This is a genomic window from Streptomyces sp. NPDC059740 (genome assembly GCF_042733155.1).
GTDB lineage: Bacteria > Actinomycetota > Actinomycetes > Streptomycetales > Streptomycetaceae > Streptomyces.
On record NZ_JBHWGP010000020.1, the window covers coordinates 16,507 to 34,165 of the forward strand.

Genomic DNA, 17,659 nt, shown 5'->3' on the forward strand with positions numbered 1-17,659 from the left:
CCCCGGTAGGGGGACCGACCCGCACGAGGACGAACGATGGAGCCATGGGACGCGGCAGGCTGAGGATCTATCTCGGTGCGGCACCGGGCGTCGGCAAGACCTACGCCATGCTCTCCGAGGCCCACCGCAGGGCCGAACGCGGCACCGACGTCGTCGCCGGCCTCGTCGAACACCACGACCGGACCAGGACCGAGGTCATGCTCCACGGCCTGGAGCAGGTCCCGCCGGCCGCCCTGGAGTACCGCGGCTCCACCTTCCGCGAGATGGACGTCGACGCGGTGCTGCACCGGGCCCCGGCCGTCGCCCTCGTCGACGAGCTGGCCCACACCAACATCCCCGGCTCCCGCAACACCAAGCGCTGGCAGGACGTCGAGGAACTGCTCGCCGCCGGCATCGACGTGATCTCCACCGTCAACATCCAGCACCTGGAGTCACTCGGCGACGTCGTGGAGTCCATAACGGGCGTACGGCAGCGCGAGACCGTCCCCGACGAGGTGGTGCGCCGCGCCGACCAGATCGAGCTGGTCGACATGTCGCCCCAGTCGCTGCGCCGCCGGATGGCCCACGGCAACATCTACGCCCCGGACCGCGTCGACGCCGCCCTCTCCCACTACTTCCGGCCCGGCAACCTCACCGCGCTGCGCGAGCTGGCGCTGCTGTGGACCGCCGACCGGGTCGACGAGTACCTCCAGCAGTACCGCGGCGAGCACGACATCCGCTCCACCTGGCAGGCCCGCGAGCGCATCGTCGTCGGCCTCACCGGCGGCCCCGAGGGGCGCACCCTGGTGCGGCGCGCCGCCCGCATCGCCGCCAAGGGCTCCGGCAGCGAGGTCCTCGCCGTCTACATCGCCCGCAGCGACGGCCTGACCCCCGTCTCCTCCAAGGAGCTCGCCCTCCAGCGCACCCTCGTCGAGGACCTGGGCGGCACCTTCCACCACGTCATCGGCGACGACGTCCCCCACGCCCTGCTGGAGTTCGCCCGCGGCGTCAACGCCACCCAGGTCGTCCTCGGCTCCAGCCGGCGCAGGACCTGGCAGTACGTCCTGGGACCCGGTGTCGGCGCCACCGTGGCCCGGGAGTCCGGCCCCGACCTCGACGTGCACATCGTCACCCACGACGAGGTCGCCAAGGGCCGCGGACTGCCCCTGCCGCGCGGCGCCCGCCTGGGCCGGGCCCGCAACATCGGCGGCTGGGCGGCAGCGCTCCTCGGCCCCTGCCTGCTCACCCTCACGCTCACCCTCACCGCGGTGCACGACGGCCCCGGCCTGGCCAACGACGTACTGCTCTTCCTCTTCCTCACCGTCCTCGCGGCCCTCCTCGGCGGGCTGCTGCCGGCGCTGGCCTCGGCCGCGGTCGGGTCGGTGCTGCTCAACTACTTCTTCACCCCGCCCACCCACACCCTCACCGTCGCCGCCCCCAGCAACCTCGTCGCCATCGTGGTGTTCTTCGCGGTGGCCGTGGGCGTGGCCTCCGTCGTCGACCTCGCGGCCCGGCGCACCCAGCAGGCCGCCCGGCTGCGGGCCGAGTCGGAGATCCTCTCCTTCCTCGCCGGCAGCGTGCTGCGGGGCGAGACGACCCTCGACGCGCTGCTGGAACGCGTCCGCGAGACCTTCGCCATGGACTCCGTCGCGCTCCTCGAACGCGGCGGCGAGCCGACCAGCTGGGTCTGCGCCGGAAGCGCCGGCACCGCACAGGGCAGACCCGCCCCGGCCCGCCCCGAGGACGCCGACGTGGATGTCCCTGTGGGCGACACCATGGCGCTGGCCCTCACCGGCCGGGTGCTGCCGGCCGAGGACCGGCGGGTACTGGCCGCGTTCGCCGCGCAGGCCGCAGTCGTCCTGGACCGGCAGCGCCTCCAGGACGAGGCCCGGCGCGCCCGCGTCCTGGCCGAGGGCAACCGCATCCGCACCGCCCTGCTCGCCGCGGTCAGCCACGACCTGCGCACCCCCCTGGCCGGCATCAAGGCCTCGGTCTCCTCGCTGCGCTCCGACGACGTGGAGTGGTCCGCGCAGGACCAGGCGGAACTCCTCGCCGGCATCGAGGAGGGCGCCGACCGCCTCGACCACCTGGTGGGCAACCTCCTGGACATGTCGCGGTTGCAGACCGGGACGGTCACCGCCCTCATCCGCGGCACCGACCTCGACGAGGTGGTCCCGATGGCGCTGGGCGGCGTGCCCGAGGGCAGCGTCACCCTCGACGTCCCCGAGGAACTGCCGGTGGTCGCCGTCGACGCCGGCCTGCTGGAACGGGTCGTCGCCAACCTGGTGGAGAACGCCGTCAAGTACAGCCCCGGCGACACCCCCGTGCTGGTCGCCGCGAGCGCCCACGACGAGCGGGTCGAGCTGCGCGTCGTCGACCGCGGCCCGGGCGTCCCGGACAGCGCCAAGGACCGCATCTTCGAGCCCTTCCAACGTCACGGGGACGCACCCCGGGGCGCCGGCGTGGGCCTGGGGCTGGCGGTGGCCCGCGGCTTCGCCGAGGCCATGGCCGGCACCCTCACCGCGGAGGACACCCCGGGCGGGGGCCTGACCATGGTGCTCACCCTGCGGGTGGGGGAGGGCGCCGAGCCCGGCGAGGCCGCCGAGGCCGCGGCGGGCCTGCCGTGAGCCGGGTCCCCGCCCCGCGCCCCGCCCGGGCACCTTCGCCCGCCCCACCGCGCCCGCCCGCCGGCGGCCGCCCGTCACCTGAGAGGTCCCGATGAACCGGGTGCTGGTCGTCGACGACGAGCCGCAGATCGTCCGCGCGCTCGTGATCAACCTGAGGGCGCGCCGGTACGAGGTCGACGCCGCCGCCGACGGCGCCACGGCGCTCCAGCTGGCCGCTGCCCGCCACCCCGACGTCGTCGTCCTCGACCTCGGCCTGCCGGACATGGACGGCGTGGACGTCATCCGCGGCCTGCGCGGCTGGACCCGGGTACCGATCATCGTGCTCTCCGCCCGGCACACCTCCGACGAGAAGGTCGAGGCGCTCGACGCGGGCGCCGACGACTACGTCACCAAGCCCTTCGGCATGGACGAGCTGCTCGCCAGGCTCCGGGCGGCGGTCCGGCGCGCGGAACCGGTGGCCCCGGCGGACACCGCGGTGGTGGTGGAGACCCCCGGCTTCACGGTCGACCTGGCCGCCAAGAAGGTCAACCGCGACGGCAGGGACGTCAGGCTCACGCCCACCGAGTGGCACCTGCTGGAGGTCCTGGTCCGCAACGCCGGCCGGCTGGTGAGCCAGCGGCAGCTGCTCCAGGAGGTCTGGGGCCCCTCCTACGGCACCGAGACGAACTACCTGCGGGTGTACATGGCGCAGCTCCGCCGCAAGCTGGAGGCCGACCCCTCCCACCCCCGCCACTTCGTCACCGAGCCGGGCATGGGGTACCGCTTCGAGGCCGACCCGCAGTGACCGGACGCGGACGGCGGCGCGGCACGGCTCCCACCGCCCCGGGGCCGCGCGCGGCCCGCGCCCCCGGACCGGTGCGTGAGCGGGCGGTGGCCGCGGCCGGGCCCGCCCCGCGGCCCACCGGTTGTCCACAGGCTGCGGCCGTCCGTGATCCGGGGCGCGCCGCGCGGGTACGCTGACGGGTATGAGTGCCGAGACCCGTTCCGAGAAGCCGACCGGACGTCTGCGCCGGCTGCTCGACAGGCTGTCGTCCTCCGAGGAGGAGCTGCAGACCGCCGAGCTCCAGGAGGACGCCCGGGAGGCCGGATGCACGCGTATCTGTGACTGCGGGGACCGCCAGATAGTCAAGGTCACCGGCACGCTGCGGCACGTCACGCTCCGGCCCCGCGCCGGGGTGCCCGCCCTGGAGGCGGAGCTGTTCGACGGCTCGGCGCCGCTCCACCTGGTCTGGCTCGGCCGCCGGTCCATCGTCGGCGTCGAACCGGGCCGCAAGCTCATCGCCTCGGGCGTCGTCTCGGTCAGCCACGGACGCCGGGTGCTGTTCAACCCCAAATACGAGCTCCGACCCCTGGGACAGGAGTAGCCGGTGACGGCTCACGACAACACCGACAACGCACCGGGCCACCGCCCCGACGAGCCGCAGACCGGCCGGGACGGTACGGACGGAGCCACCAGGAGCACCTCCTCGGAGCTGACCGAGGCCGCGCTCTTCGAGGCGTTCGGCGGCGTGCGCGGCATGGTCGAGACGGTCGTCCCCGGACTGCTGTTCGTCTCGATCTTCACGGTGAACAAGGACCTGAAGTCCTCGGCGATCGCCGCGCTCGCCGTCTCCCTCGTCCTCGGCGTCGCCCGCCTGGTGCGCCGCGACACCGTCAAGCACGCCTTCAGCGGCGTCTTCGGGGTCGCCTTCGGCGTGGTCTTCGCGATGATGACCGGCAATGCCAAGGACTTCTACCTCCCCGGCATGCTGTACACGCTGGGGCTCGCCCTCACCTACATCCTCACCACCGTGGCCGGGGTGCCGCTGCTGGGCCTGATCCTCGGGCCCGTCTTCAAGGAGAACCTCTCCTGGCGCACCCGCAACCCCGGCCGCAAGAAGGCGTACGCCAAGTCGAGTTGGGCGTGGGGCCTGATCCTGCTGGCCAAGTGCGCGATCCTCTTCCCGCTCTACTGGTGGGCCGACACCACCCAGCTCGGCTGGATCCTCATCGCCCTGAAGATCCCGCCGTTCCTGCTGGCCGTCTGGCTGACCTACGTCTTCCTCGCCAAGGCCCCGGCGCCCATCGACGTCTTCGCCGAGATGGAGGCCGAGGAAGCGCGGAAGGAGGAGGCCGAGGCCCGCCGGCAGCGGGAGAGCGAGGAGGCGGTCCTCCAGGGCGCGGCCGACGACCTGCTGCGGGACCTCGCCACCCCGCCGGCCGAGGAAGAGCCGCCCGCCGCCCCCCGCGGCGGACCCCGCCACCGGCGCTGAGCACACCGACGACGACTGCCCGGCACCCACTCGGGGTGCCGGGCAGTCGCCTGTCTCCGGGGTCCGGCCGCGCCGGACCGGGTCACTGCGAGGCGCCGCCGCGGGCGTTCGCCCGGCGCTCGGAGAGCAGCTCCTCCAGCTGCTCCTCCCGGGAGGGCGCGGCGACGAACAGCAGCTCGTCGCCCACCTCCAGCACGTCCTCCTGGTTCGGCGTGAGCACCCGCTGGCCCCGGATGATCGTCACCAGCGCGGTGTCCTCCGGCCAGGTCACGTCCCCGACGCGGGTGCCGGCGTGCGCCGACTCCGGCGGCAGCGTCAGCTCCACCAGGTTCGCGTCGCCGTGGCTGAAGCGCATCAGGCGGACCAGGTCGCCGACGCTCACCGCCTCCTCGACCAGCGCCGACATCAGGCGCGGCGTGGAGACGGCGACGTCCACCCCCCAGGCCTCGGTGAACAGCCACTCGTTCTTGGGGTTGTTGACCCGGGCCACCACCCGCGGCACCCCGTACTCCGTCTTCGCCAGCAGCGACACCACCAGGTTGACCTTGTCGTCCCCGGTCGCCGCGATGACGACGTTGCAGCGCTGCAGGGCCGCCTCGTCCAGCGAGGTGATCTCGCAGGCGTCGGCCAGCAGCCACTCCGCCTGCGGCACCCGCTCCACCGAGATGGCGGTCGGCGCCTTGTCGACCAGCAGCACCTCGTGACCGTTCTCCAGCAGCTCACCGGCGATGGACCGGCCCACCGCACCGGCTCCCGCGATAGCGACCCTCATGCGTGCGCCTCCTCGGGCCCGCCCGCGAACGCGGCCTCCACCTGTGCGACCTCGTCGGTGCGCATCATCACGTGCACCAGGTCGCCTTCCTGCAGGACGGTCTGCGAGGTGGGCAACATCGCCTCACCCAGACGGGTGAGGAAGGCGACGCGCACGCCGGTCTCCTCCTGCAGCTTGCTGACCTTGTGGCCCACCCACCGGTCGGAGGTGTGGACCTCGGCGAGCTGGACCCCGCCGCTCGGGTCCCGCCACAGGGCCTCGGCCCCGGAGGGCAGCAGCCGGCGCAGCATCTGGTCGGCGGTCCAGCGGACGGTCGCCACCGTCGGGATGCCCAGCCGCTGGTAGACCTCCGCACGCCGCGGGTCGTAGATGCGGGCCGCGACGTTCTCCACGCCGAACATCTCCCGCGCCACCCGGGCGGCGATGATGTTGGAGTTGTCGCCGCTGCTGACGGCGGCGAACGCGCCGGCCTCCTCGATACCCGCCTCGCGCAGCGTGTCCTGGTCGAAGCCGACGCCGGTGACCCGGCGGCCGCCGAAACCGGAGCCGAGGCGGCGGAACGCGGTCGGGTCCCGGTCGACCACCGCGATCGTATGACCCTGGTTCTCCAGGGTCTGCGCGAGCGCTGATCCCACGCGCCCGCACCCCATGATGACGATGTGCATCGGCCCCTACCTCGCACCTTTCCTGTGCGTCCACTGCCCGCGAGCCGTGCACATGGACTGCCCGGCTCGCTCGGACGACAACGCTACCTGCCGCATGCCCGGCGCAGACCACTGCAGGAGGGTGGCGCTCCTGCCCGGCGCGTCAAGAACGCGTTAGGAATCCGTACAGGAAGCGCGAGTCCGTGCCCGCGCACCCCTCCTTCCGTACCCGCTTCCGCCCACCACGAACACCCCGCAGTCACCGTTCCGTCACCCTCGGTGCGCAAGTCCTCGCTCATTCCCGGGCGCAGACCCCCGTGACGAACGCCACCGCACCCCCGCGCGCCCCCGCCCGCCCCCCACCGGGCACCCCGGCCCCGCCTGGCCGGACCGGTGTGCCACCAGGCAGGACGCGGCCAAGTCCCGCCCCGCGCACCGCCGTCGGCAGGGGCAGGGACCGGGCCGTGGAACGGCACGCGGGACCGGCCCCGCCCGCCCCCGGCGCCGCCCGGAACCAGGGGGTGGATCACGGGCCGCAGGCGGGTGGGCGTCAGCACGGCTCGGGGCTTAGCATCCTCTGCGTGTCCAAACTGACCGACGTGCCCAAACGGATTCTGATCGGGCGCGCACTACGTAGTGACAAGCTCGGCGAGACGCTCCTACCGAAGCGCATCGCACTCCCCGTCTTCGCCTCGGACCCCCTGTCGTCCGTGGCGTACGCCCCGGGAGAAGTGCTGCTTGTCCTGTCCATCGCGGGCGTGTCGGCCTACCACTTCAGCCCGTGGATCGCCGTCGCGGTGGTCGTGCTGATGTTCACGGTGGTCGCCTCCTACCGGCAGAACGTCCACGCCTACCCCAGCGGTGGCGGCGACTACGAGGTGGCCACCACCAACCTCGGCCCCAGAGCGGGTCTGACCGTCGCCAGCGCCCTGCTGGTCGACTACGTCATGACGGTCGCGGTCTCCATCGCCTCCGGCGTGGAGAACCTCGGCTCGGCCATCCCCTTCGTCGTCCAGCACAAGACCCTCTGCGCCATCGCGATCATCGTGCTGCTGACGGTGATGAACCTGCGCGGCGTGCGCGAGTCCGGCAAGCTCTTCGCCATCCCGACCTACGTCTTCGTCGCCGGCGTCTTCCTCATGATCCTCTGGGGCGCCTTCCGGGGTCTGGTCCTCGGCGACCACATGGAGTCGCCGACCGCGCACTACACCATCCACACCGAGCAGACCGGACTCGCCGGCTTCGCGCTCGTCTTCCTGCTGCTGCGCGCCTTCTCCTCCGGCTGCGCCGCCCTCACCGGCGTCGAGGCCATCAGCAACGGCGTCCCGGCGTTCCGCAAGCCCAAGTCGAAGAACGCGGCCACGACCCTCGCCCTCATGGGCGGCCTCGCCGTCACCATGTTCTGCGGCATCATCGTCCTGGCGCTCACCACGCACGTCCGCATGGCCGAGAACCCCGCCAAGGACCTGCTGCTCAACGGGCACCCCGTCGGCTCGGGCTACACCCAGAACCCGGTCATCTCGCAGGTCGCCGAGGCCGTCTTCGGCAGCGGCTCCTTCCTCTTCGTGGTCCTGGCCGCCGCGACCGCGCTGGTCCTCTTCCTCGCGGCCAACACCGCGTACAACGGGTTCCCGCTGCTCGGCTCGATCCTCGCCCAGGACCGCTACCTGCCCCGCCAGCTCCACACCCGCGGCGACCGGCTCGCCTTCTCCAACGGCATCCTGCTGCTCGCCGGCGCCGCCGCGATACTCGTCTACATCTACGGCGCGGACTCCACCCGGCTGATCCAGCTCTACATCGTCGGCGTCTTCGTCTCCTTCACACTCAGCCAGATCGGCATGGTCCGGCACTGGAACCGCCACCTGGCCGTCGAGAAGGACGCCGCGGTCCGCCGCCGCATGCACCGCTCCCGCGCCATCAACGCCTTCGGCGCCACGCTCACCGCCATCGTGCTCGTCGTCGTCCTGCTGACGAAGTTCACGCACGGCGCCTGGGTGGCCCTGCTCGGCATGTGCATCTTCTACGTGACCATGACGGCCATCCGCCGCCACTACGACCGCGTCACCGAGGAGATCACCCCTGAGGACACCGACGACTCGGAGGTCTCCCGGCCCTCCCGTGTCCACTCCATCGTCCTGGTCTCCCGGCTGCACAAGCCGACGCTGCGGGCGCTGAACTACGCCACGCTGATGCGCTCGGACTCCCTTGAGGCCGTCAGCGTCGACGTGGAGCCCGGAGACACCCGGGCCCTGCGCGAGGAGTGGGAGCGCCGCAACCTCGACGTCCCCCTGAAGGTCCTCGCCTCCCCCTACCGCGAGATCACCCGGCCGATCATCGACTACGTGAAGTCGCTGCGCCGCGAGAGCCCGCGGGTGGCCGTCTCCGTCTTCATCCCGGAGTACGTCGTCGGGCACTGGTACGAGCACCTGCTGCACAACCAGAGCGCGCTGCGCCTGAAGGGACGGCTGCTGTTCACCCCGGGCGTCATGGTGACCTCGGTGCCCTGGCAGCTCGACTCCTCCGAGGTGGCCAAGAAGCGGGCCCGCAAGCGCGCCGAGTGGAACGCCCCCGGCGCCGTCCGCCGCGGACCCGTCAACCACCCGAAGAAGGAGAAGGCGGCGGGCGCGAAGTAGCGCAGTGCGCACCCGCCGCCGGCCACCGCCCGGCCGGCGGCGGGTCCCCGCACGCCCCCGTAGACTGGAGGGCCGGCACCCCGCCGCCCCCGCAGGCGGCCCACCACGCCGGCACCACCACCCCCGATCGCAGGAGTACTCCCGCATGCCGCAGCACGAGAAGCCATCGCTGGTCGGCGAGGAGTACCGGGTCGAGGTCGGGCCGGTCGCCCACGGCGGCCACTGCGTGGCCCGCACCGAGGACGGACAGGTCCTCTTCGTCCGCCACACCCTGCCCGGCGAGCACGTCGTGGCCCGCGTCACCGAGGGCGCGGCCGGCGACCGCTTCCTGCGCGCCGACGCCGTCGAGATCCTCACCCCCTCCAAGGACCGCGTCGAGGCGCCCTGCCCGTTCTCCGGCCCCGGCAGGTGCGGCGGCTGTGACTGGCAGCACGCCAAGCCCGGGGCGCAGCGCCGGCTCAAGGGGGAGGTGGTCGCCGAGCAGCTCCAGCGCCTCGCCGGCCTGACCCCCGAGGAGGCCGGCTGGGACGGCACCGTCGAGCCCGCCCCCGGCGACAAGGTGGCCCCCGGCGAGGTGCCCGCCTGGCGCACCCGCGTCCAGTACGCCATCGACGACGAGGGCCACGCCGGCCTGCGCAAGCACCGCTCCCACGACGTCCAGCGCATCGACCGCTGCCTGATCGCCGCCCCCGGGGTCAGCGAACTCGGCGTCGAACACCACGACTGGCCGCAGACCGCCGCCGTCGAGGCCGTGGCCGCCACCGGCTCCCACGACCGCCAGGTCGTCATCACCCCCACCCCCGGCGGGCGCCTCCCCCTCGTCGAACTCGACCGCCCCGTCTCGGTCCTCCGCGTCGACGACTCCGGCGCCCGCCCCGGCAGGCCCCCGGCCGTCCACCGGGCCCACGGCCGCCCCTTCGTCCGCGAGCGCGCCGCCGACCGCACCTGGCGCGTCTCCGCCGGCGGCTTCTGGCAGGTCCACCACAAGGCGCCGGAGCTGCTGGTCGAGGCCGTCATGCAGGGCCTGATGCCGAAGAAGGGCGACATGGCCCTGGACCTCTACTGCGGCGTCGGCCTGTTCGCGGGCGCCCTGGCCGACCGGGTGGGGGAGAAGGGCGCCGTCCTCGGCATCGAGTCCGGCAAGCGCGCCGTGGAGGACGCCCGCCACAACCTCGCCGACAACGACCGCGTCCGCATCGAACAGGGCAAGGTCGAGGCGGTACTCCCGCGCACCGGCATCGACTCGGTGGACCTGGTCGTCCTGGACCCGCCGCGGGCGGGCGCCGGCCGCTCCACCGTCGAGCACGTGGCCGCACTCACCCCGCGCCGCATCGCCTACGTGGCCTGCGACCCGGCGGCACTGGCCCGCGACCTGAAGTACTTTGCGGGGGCGGGGTACGGGGCTCGGCGGATGCGGGTTTTTGATCTGTTTCCGATGACGCATCATGTGGAGTGTGTTGTGATCCTTGAGCCGGTGTCGAAGAGCTCCTGAGCTGCGGTTTTGCGCATGCGCAGCGACTCCTGGGCCAACCCGGCGAGGGGGGATGCCTGGGGCGGTGCACCTACCAGCCCTCCGTCGCTCGGCGTGATGCCAAAGATGACGACTTCTCGCTGGTTCTTCCGGGGTGCCGTGACCACCGGACTCCAGGTGACCCGGGTGCCTCGGAGCGGCCGACTCGCGTTCCACGGAGCCCCTACCATCTGCGCCGGGGCAGTGACGGGCTCACCGAGTGCAGGACCGCGCGGTGCCCTCGCTGCGCCGGCACTACCGGCGATCCGCACGGTTGACGTGCTCCCCGTGGAAGGTCAGCCCGGCAACGGTGCCGGACTGGACGACGGGGCCGTGCTGGACTCCGCCGCTGATGCGGTTGTCCACGGTGCTCCGGCTGTCTGCCACGGACGCCGAGAGCTGAAGTAACGAGACCAGCAGGGCGCGCAGGGCCTCGCCGCTGCCGTCGTCGGCTTCCGCGAGCCGGCGCAGACGGTCACCGTATCGCCTGCTGATCTCGCGGGCGTTCCGTTCGCGGTCCGTGGCGTCGGCCGTGAGGAGCCGGGTCCTGGAGTCCTGGAGGTCGTCGAACGTGTCGGGGTCTGCTCCTGTGCGGGTCAGGTACTGCCCGACGAGCTCCCGGGCGCGTGTCCAGGAGTCGGTGACCATGAGGGAGACCAGTGTGGTGGCGCCCGATGCCGCGAGTACGGCCAGTTCGCTGTCCATGTTTCTTCTCCTAGGCGAGAGGGGAGCCGGAGGCGGGAGCCTCGTCGTCATCCAGAGCGGGGGACGCCGGCGGATCGAAGTGGTGCTGGATCTCCTCGGCGGTCTCGTGGCGGTTCTGCTCCTCGATGAGGCCGGCGATCTGTGCCGCGAGCATGGGACGTCGTACGTCTCCCTCGGTAAAACCGATGCTGTCGAGAAAATCGGAGAGAAGCATGGTGGCTTTCCCCCGTCCCTGCGGCGCTGAGGGAGGCCCCGCCTCGGGAAATTCCGGCGTCGTCGGCTCGCCGGTCTGCTGAGAGATCAGATCCCGAAGTCGTTCGGGAATGTCGGTGTCATTGGCTGCCGAGGTGAGCTGAGCGAGCAGGGCCAGGTCGTTCACCGTACGTTCAACATGCTCGTCGTTTCTCGCCAGCCACCAGACCACCGCGCTGCCGGTGTCCTTGAGGACGTCCTCGCCCAAGTACTGTCGCTTGTTCTGCTCGTACTTGCGCTGGTGTGTCCAGACCGCCTCGTCTTTGCGCACGGAGGCGAGCTTGTCGAGGCGCTCCTGGTCCTGCTGCACCAGGACGAGCCGGATGTCCTCCGCCATCGCATGGAGGTGCCCGGTGGATTCAGGCATCATCCGGCTGAGGGCGCCGGACAGTTCCTGCTCGACGAGGGAGGACCGGACCGGTTCTCGTTGCTCGGTGATGTCGCGAGCCCGCTTCAGGACCGCGTCGACGGCGAGGCCCGCCGGGTTGAGAACGGGGGCACCTGCGGGAGCGCCAACGAGGTACCAGCGCACCGTGGCGGAGAAGACGAAGTCGTAGTCGGCCCATTTGCTGGGCAGCACGACCTGGCTGACGCGGTGTTCCGTGCGTTCCACGGGGGCGGCTGTGAGCTGCTCCTCGAAAGCCACCGGTACCGCGCCGCGGCGCATCGCGGCGAACCGGAAGGCGGCCGCGGGTACGACGAGCAGCAGCACTGCCAGCAGTGGCCAAGTCCACGCGGGCCACCGCTGCGTCAGACCGACGATACTCAGCAGAAGACCGCTCAGAACGGTGAGGAAGACGGTTGTGGTTTTCCGTGCGGTGGTCATGGTCGAGTGCCCCTGTGTGAGGTCGTCGGCGGTGCGGCCCGAGCGATGTCCTGTGCCGCGCTGATCTTGTGGAGCAGCAGACCGGTCGTCTCCGCGGCCCGCGCAACGTCCCCCCGAGCGGTGCGCTCGGCGTCGCGGGCGCACGCGTACAGCAGAGCGAAGACCTTGCCTCGCTTCTCCGTGCACCGCTGTGCCGCGCTGACCAGGAGGTCGAGCAGAAGCACGCCGTGCGGTCCGGTGTCGGCGGCCGCCCAGTGGAACCAGCGTCGTGCATGGGCCTGCCACTGCGGAGGCGGCAGCTCGGTCAGTACTGCGTGCCAGCAGGTTGTCAGGGAGTGCTGCGTGCCCTGCTCGTCGACCAGCGCGTGCGAGGGGCCGGCGCGGAGCATCAACCGCTCCGGATCACTGGCCTGGAGGAAGATCCCGAGATTGGCGAGTGAGAAGTCGGAACGGGCGAGGCGGTCGAGCAGCACGCGGTGCAGCCTGCGGCTGCGCCCCACCAGATCGCACAGGGCCTGCCGGGCCCGCGTCGTACCGCGCTCACGCCTGGCCAGGTGGTGGAGTCTCACCAGGGCTTGATCGGGATGACTGGTCGCGAGGACGTCGGCGCAGACGCGGACCAGTACTTGCGCGAGCTCCCCCTTGAGGGGACGGCTGGCGCACCACTGGTACATCTGCTCGCGGAAATCCCTGGCGTGCACCGGATCCGCCAGACCGCAGGTGAGCGCATGAACGGCCGCTTCCAGGCGAGGTCTGCTCGATGCACTGGTGCTCCAGCGTTCGACGAGGGCCCCGAGGCCGTCTGCCCGTCCGGTCCGCAAATACTCACCGGCCACCCGTTCCACCAGGCCGTCGCGGACGACGGCAACGACGTGCGGGTCGTTCAGCTCCACCACACTCGCCACCCAGGTGCCGAGGTGGGGGCGGAGATCGGGCATGTGGTCCCAGAAATGGGCACGCACGGCGGCGTCGAAGTCCAGCCTTTCGAAGCGGACCTGTCCACTGCGGGTGGCTGTGGCCGCGATCTCGTGGAGTCGCTCGGCGAGATCCCGGTATAGCAGAGGTGAGTCATCCTCCGACGGAGACCCGACGGTGCTCAGCAGCTTCTCGGCCGCGAGGTGAACGACATCGGCATGCGCCCCGTGCAGCATCGCTACGGTGATCAACAGAGCCCGTTGCGGCGCCTCCCGCAGCGTGGCGACGAGTGCGGCGGCTTCCCGGCGGCCGTCGTTCCGCGCCCGTCCGGCCGCCTCACACCACTGGCCGAATTCGTCCCCGGGCTGCCCGGCCTCGCGTGCCCGGCGTACCAGGTCGGCGAATTCCGCAATCTCGCGCATCGGCCTGGCCACCGTCAGGAACCCCGCGACGGTCTTGTCCTGACGGAGATACTGCTCAGGTGGCACACCGTGCAGACGCAGATGCCGGCGGAGAACACCGATACCGGATGGCCGTTCGAGCACCACTCGGCAGTACTGTAGGTCCGGGTCGAGCACGCCGCGGTGCGGCATGATCACGACCAGGTGCGCCCGCTGCTCGTGCACGGCCTTGCGCAGCGCCGGGAGGTCGGCTTGGGCTGCGGCCCAGCGGCCGTCGTCCGCGGAGGACAGATCCAGTAACAACTGATCACCGGTCCCGACCAGCGCGGGGTCCTGGAGGGACAGCTCGCCTGTCTCACCGGGCAGGAGTTCGTGGAAGACACCGCTGTCCCGGTGGTGCTCGTGCAGCAGTACGCGGGCCACAGCCGATCGGCCGCTGCCCGGGACACCGTCCAGGATGACGGTGCCGGAGTCGGCGAGTACGGCACGAGCCTCGCCCATACCCGACGGAGCGACCAGTACGTAGCGCAGGCGGCGGAGCTGGTCCTCGGCGACACGACGGAAAGCCGGTTTGTTCGAGTCCTGTAGCTGTGAGCCGATGTAGACGTCGCCAGGCCCCGTGACCGTGACGCCTGAGTCCCGTACCCATGTGCCGGTGTGCTGGTTCACCGATCCTTGTCCTCCTGGCCGTCCCGCTCACCGAACCGGTGCTGGACAGGGCCGTGGTGGTCGCCCTCGAAATAGGTCATCCCGTCACCTGAGAAGTGACGGTCGCCCGAGACGTGACGGGAATGGGAATAGATGTTGCCGTTCCCGGTGTGGACAGGGCCGTGGGCGCCCTTGACGACCGTGCCGACGTCACCGGCGAAGTCACGGCTCTGTACGGCTGTACCGTTCACGGTCCCGACGGAGTTGGTCACGTTGCCCGGCGTGGGCATCCCCGCCTCCGCCCCGGGCCGGTCGTCGAGGCCGGGAATCAGGTCAGTCATCAGATCACCGATGCGCGTCACACACATGTCGGTGTCGCCGGAGTCGAACCGGATGGACTGGAGATCGGCGAGCCGTCGCAACGCGGGCGGAAGATCGGACTTACTCAGTCGGCTGGTGTTGCGCCCGTCCAGGACGGGGACCACGGGGACCTCGCACTTGAAAGCCTCCTCGATCTCCTGCCGCACCCAGTCCTCGGGATCCTCCAGCTTGTTCCGGAAGTTCGTCCAGTCCGGTCCGATGACGACCAGGCATACGGAGCTGCGGCGCACCGCGGTCAGTAGCCGTTCGGGCCAGCTCTCTCCGGGGACGATGGATTGTGACGCGTGGAAGGCGTGTCCCGGGCCGAAGCGGTGCGACAGTCCTTGACGGAGCAGGGCCGCGGTCTTCTCCCCGTCTCCGGTGCGGTAGTTGATGAAGATGTCGCTCATGACGGTGTCTCCTCGTGAGGGGTGATCGGGCGTGACAAGGTGCCGAGCCGCGGTGCCAGTCGACGTACGGGTGGGTGGTCCGGGTAGCGGCTCAGGACCCGGACGAGTCGTCGGAGATCGATCGTGACGGTCGCCGAACGGACCGCCGTCACACCGTCGAGTAGTGGCTCCGTCAGCGCGCACGCATGGTCGATCTCGCCGGCGGAGGCATAAGCAAGCGCGCGACGTACGCCGTACCGCACCTGCGTACGCACCGCGTCGGCGCCGACCTGAGCGAGCTGACGATCCAGTTCCTCACCGGCCTCGCCCGGTCGCCCGAGATCGACGAGGCACCAGCCGGTGACCATGCCGACCGAATCGGGCAGATGGATGGAGCCGATCACCGGATCGTCGTCACCGTCGTTCGGGCGGGTGAGCAGAGTGCGAGCCCGGTCCAGAGCATGGAGACAGGCGTCGACATCACCAGCGAGGGCATGCCCCTGCGCTTCACGCTGTGCGGCGAGACCGCGGATCCGTGACGGAAGCACGCCGATCTGCGCCCGCCGGGCCAGCGAAATCGTCTGCTCGGCGTCCTCCCGGTACAGCGTGACCAATGCCCTGCGGACCAGCGCGTAGCCGGCCAAGGCCTGATCACCGCCGGTGGTGGCCAGATCGACCGCACGCTGCGTCCACCACAGCGCCGCACGCTCGTCCCCGGTCTCCTGCACCAGCCAACCCACGTATTCGGCGTACCGGGAACCGAGCGCCAGTAGGCGACGCCTGGTGGAGCTGTCGCTCTGCGCCGACAGCTCCCGCAGTGTGTGTGTCTGCGTGATCAGTGCGGGCAGGAGCAGGCCGGGTTCCACGGCCTGACCGAGCCTGCGGTAGTGCGTGAACAGTGAGCGCGAGACTTCCAGCATGTCGGCGCCGACGGCTGGGGAGGCCGGACTCGATCCGCCCGATCTCCAGGTCATCAGCGAGGCGACACCGGCGTTCAGGACTTCGCGTCGGCCCAAGGGCTCAAAGGAGCTCGGGCCGTCCGATGACAAGCGCATCATCCAGTTCTCCTCCTCGACTCGGCCTGGCGCCGACACGGCAGGTAAGTCGACAGCGGCAGGGGTGCTCAGGGCGATCAGTGCCCCATCGGCACCGAGTGCGGCGTCGCACAGCCGCGCGAGGTCACGGCTGGGTGCCTTGATGCCCCGCTCGACCTTGCTGAGCTGCGCTTTGCTGTAGTGCACGAGACCGGACAGGTCCGTCAGGCTCAGCCTGGCCTCCAGACGCCGTTTCCTCAGTTCCTCGCCGAACGGGGTGGACGGATGTGGCACAAGAACCTCCCAAGCCCGGTCGTCCGGGCCGAGGCGGTACTGCACGCAAGAGTGCGGTGCCGACTCCCGGACGGACAAGACGATCGAAGCTGTTTCCCGTTTCCTTCTCCGACGGCGGGACGCGGCAAGCCTCGCCAGCGAAATCCGACATCACTGAATCCTTCGGGGGTGAGCTCTGCGTACGCACAGGGGCGGACCGATGTGGCTCCACGAGCGGGAGGCTCCGTACCGGTGGGGGCGCGCTGCGCACCACGGGTCGGTACCATGCGTCAGAGGTCCGGTGCCGACCCGACGTAGAGCCGTGATGCTCCTTTGACGCTCCGTGTGTCGGCGGCTCTCGACCGAACTCACGGCTCGCTCTGACGAATGGTTTAGGCCTCAGCGCCAGGGTCGGCACCCTCCCGATGACGCATCATGTGGAGTGTGTGGTGGTTATGGAGCCTGCTGCAAAGGGGCTCTGACCTGCGGATTTCCTGGGGTGATCGGGCGTAGCCGGTCGTGCTCGGCTTGTTTCCGATGTGCGCGAAGTGGAGCACGCCGCCTGCCGACCCAATGCTCCTGACATGCCTATCCGACCCGTGACGGGAAGGCGGGCGAGTGGTGCCACCGAAATTTCGCAGAGTGTGCGCAAGGCGGCCCTGACGATCTTGTGTTGTTCGCTTTGTCTGCTTTGACAGGGGCGTCACCCTGTGCATGAGGCGGCATGCGGTCCGTGCGTGGAGTTGCACGGAGGGCGGCAAAGGGCGACTCGTATGTGACAGCAAAAGGGGCCGGAGAACGCGAGCGGACGGGGTGCCGGATCCGTACGGTGACCCGGCTCTCCTGACCTCTGCCAGGACGGAGGGCCACGACGCCGCCCCCGGCCGGGAACGCAGTCGGCTGCGGAGTTGTCTCGAAGCGGTTGTCGCGGCCCGTCCGACGCCGGTCACACCACGGTCGCCTTCAACGCCGTCTACTTCGGGTGCGAGCTCGGCGGCGACGGCTGCGGCGGAAGCCCGCTGTGCCTCGACGACCTTCCCGTCATCGCCTCCGTGAGTGCGCTCCCGTGCTCCCGGTCGGTGCCATGGTGTGTGTCGGCAACGGGATCGGACCTGCTCGACGCCGGAAGCGTCTACCGGGAGGGTGCAGGTCCCTTGGTCCCGCATGTGCAGGTGTGGTGCCGCGACTCGCCCCGCAGCCTGGTGAGGACGTCCCGGCACAGGGCACTGCTCACCCGCCGAGCAGCTGACATGCGGATGCCCGGGCTGGTGGGCGACGCCTGACGGTGCTTGGGCCGTGGGGGTTGGAGGCAAGTCCCACCGTGTCCGCCGTCATGCAGTGCGCGGCAGGACCGCGCCGGTCACCGGCCTGGGCACGGAAGCATGCTCCCTGCCGGAGGGGCCGGGGGCCTGTGGGGGCCAGGCCCCGCCGACCCTGCC

Annotated in this window: 13 protein-coding genes; 6 read left to right on the forward strand and 7 right to left on the reverse strand. The window is 71.0% G+C overall.

The annotated features are described in order from the left end of the window. Positions 1 to 44 precede the first annotated feature (44 nt). From ACFV3R_RS21905 to ACFV3R_RS21920, 4 genes are all read left to right on the forward strand, one after another. On the forward strand, positions 45 to 2,606 hold the full coding sequence (locus ACFV3R_RS21905; RefSeq protein ID WP_385585521.1) for an ATP-binding protein: 2,562 nt from the start codon (positions 45 to 47) through the stop codon (positions 2,604 to 2,606). Between the two features lie 91 nt (positions 2,607 to 2,697). Further along, positions 2,698 to 3,390 carry a response regulator gene (locus tag ACFV3R_RS21910; protein ID WP_385585525.1) on the forward strand — a complete coding sequence of 231 codons (693 nt, stop codon included), beginning with the start codon at positions 2,698 to 2,700 and terminating at the stop codon, positions 3,388 to 3,390. A gap of 181 nt (positions 3,391 to 3,571) precedes the next feature. Then, entirely contained in the window at positions 3,572 to 3,970 is a 399-nt protein-coding gene (locus ACFV3R_RS21915) for an OB-fold nucleic acid binding domain-containing protein (protein WP_385585527.1), read from the forward strand. 108 nt (positions 3,971 to 4,078) lie between these two features. Continuing rightward, positions 4,079 to 4,858, forward strand: coding sequence for a DUF3159 domain-containing protein (locus ACFV3R_RS21920; RefSeq protein ID WP_385585711.1), 780 nt, complete (start codon positions 4,079 to 4,081; stop codon positions 4,856 to 4,858). Between the two features lie 82 nt (positions 4,859 to 4,940). Here the strand turns inward: ACFV3R_RS21920 and ACFV3R_RS21925 are convergent, their stop codons facing one another. Further along, complete coding sequence (locus ACFV3R_RS21925) at positions 4,941 to 5,630, reverse strand: potassium channel family protein (RefSeq protein ID WP_385585530.1); 690 nt, start codon at positions 5,628 to 5,630, stop codon at positions 4,941 to 4,943. Next, positions 5,627 to 6,295: a potassium channel family protein gene (locus tag ACFV3R_RS21930; RefSeq protein ID WP_385585533.1), complete on the reverse strand. Its 669-nt coding sequence runs from the start codon at positions 6,293 to 6,295 to the stop codon at positions 5,627 to 5,629. Before ACFV3R_RS21930 ends, ACFV3R_RS21925 begins: the two co-directional genes overlap by 4 nt. Positions 6,296 to 6,855: 560 nt before the next feature. On the opposite strand from ACFV3R_RS21930, the gene ACFV3R_RS21935 reads away from it, so the two are divergent. Both ACFV3R_RS21935 and ACFV3R_RS21940 read left to right on the forward strand, forming a co-directional pair. Further along, positions 6,856 to 8,907 (forward strand): APC family permease, encoded by a 2,052-nt coding sequence (locus ACFV3R_RS21935; RefSeq protein ID WP_385585535.1) that lies wholly within the window; start codon positions 6,856 to 6,858, stop codon positions 8,905 to 8,907. Between the two features lie 145 nt (positions 8,908 to 9,052). Then, positions 9,053 to 10,399, forward strand: coding sequence for a class I SAM-dependent RNA methyltransferase (locus ACFV3R_RS21940; protein ID WP_385585538.1), 1,347 nt, complete (start codon positions 9,053 to 9,055; stop codon positions 10,397 to 10,399). A gap of 273 nt (positions 10,400 to 10,672) precedes the next feature. Here the strand turns inward: ACFV3R_RS21940 and ACFV3R_RS21945 are convergent, their stop codons facing one another. From ACFV3R_RS21945 to ACFV3R_RS21965, 5 genes are read right to left on the reverse strand one after another with little or no spacing between them, the layout of a single operon-like run. Beyond that, positions 10,673 to 11,122 carry a hypothetical protein gene (locus ACFV3R_RS21945; RefSeq protein WP_385585541.1) on the reverse strand — a complete coding sequence of 150 codons (450 nt, stop codon included), beginning with the start codon at positions 11,120 to 11,122 and terminating at the stop codon, positions 10,673 to 10,675. Between the two features lie 10 nt (positions 11,123 to 11,132). Continuing rightward, a complete protein-coding gene (locus tag ACFV3R_RS21950; protein ID WP_385585544.1) occupies positions 11,133 to 12,200 on the reverse strand; it encodes a hypothetical protein in 1,068 nt (355 codons plus the stop codon). Next, complete coding sequence (locus tag ACFV3R_RS21955; RefSeq protein ID WP_385585547.1) at positions 12,197 to 14,185, reverse strand: hypothetical protein; 1,989 nt, start codon at positions 14,183 to 14,185, stop codon at positions 12,197 to 12,199. The genes ACFV3R_RS21950 and ACFV3R_RS21955 overlap by 4 nt, the downstream gene beginning before the upstream one ends. Continuing rightward, a complete protein-coding gene (locus ACFV3R_RS21960; RefSeq protein ID WP_385585550.1) occupies positions 14,182 to 14,934 on the reverse strand; it encodes a toll/interleukin-1 receptor domain-containing protein in 753 nt (250 codons plus the stop codon). Before ACFV3R_RS21960 ends, ACFV3R_RS21955 begins: the two co-directional genes overlap by 4 nt. Continuing rightward, entirely contained in the window at positions 14,931 to 16,286 is a 1,356-nt protein-coding gene (locus ACFV3R_RS21965) for a helix-turn-helix domain-containing protein (protein ID WP_385585554.1), read from the reverse strand. Before ACFV3R_RS21965 ends, ACFV3R_RS21960 begins: the two co-directional genes overlap by 4 nt. Between the last annotated feature and the right edge of the window lie 1,373 nt (positions 16,287 to 17,659).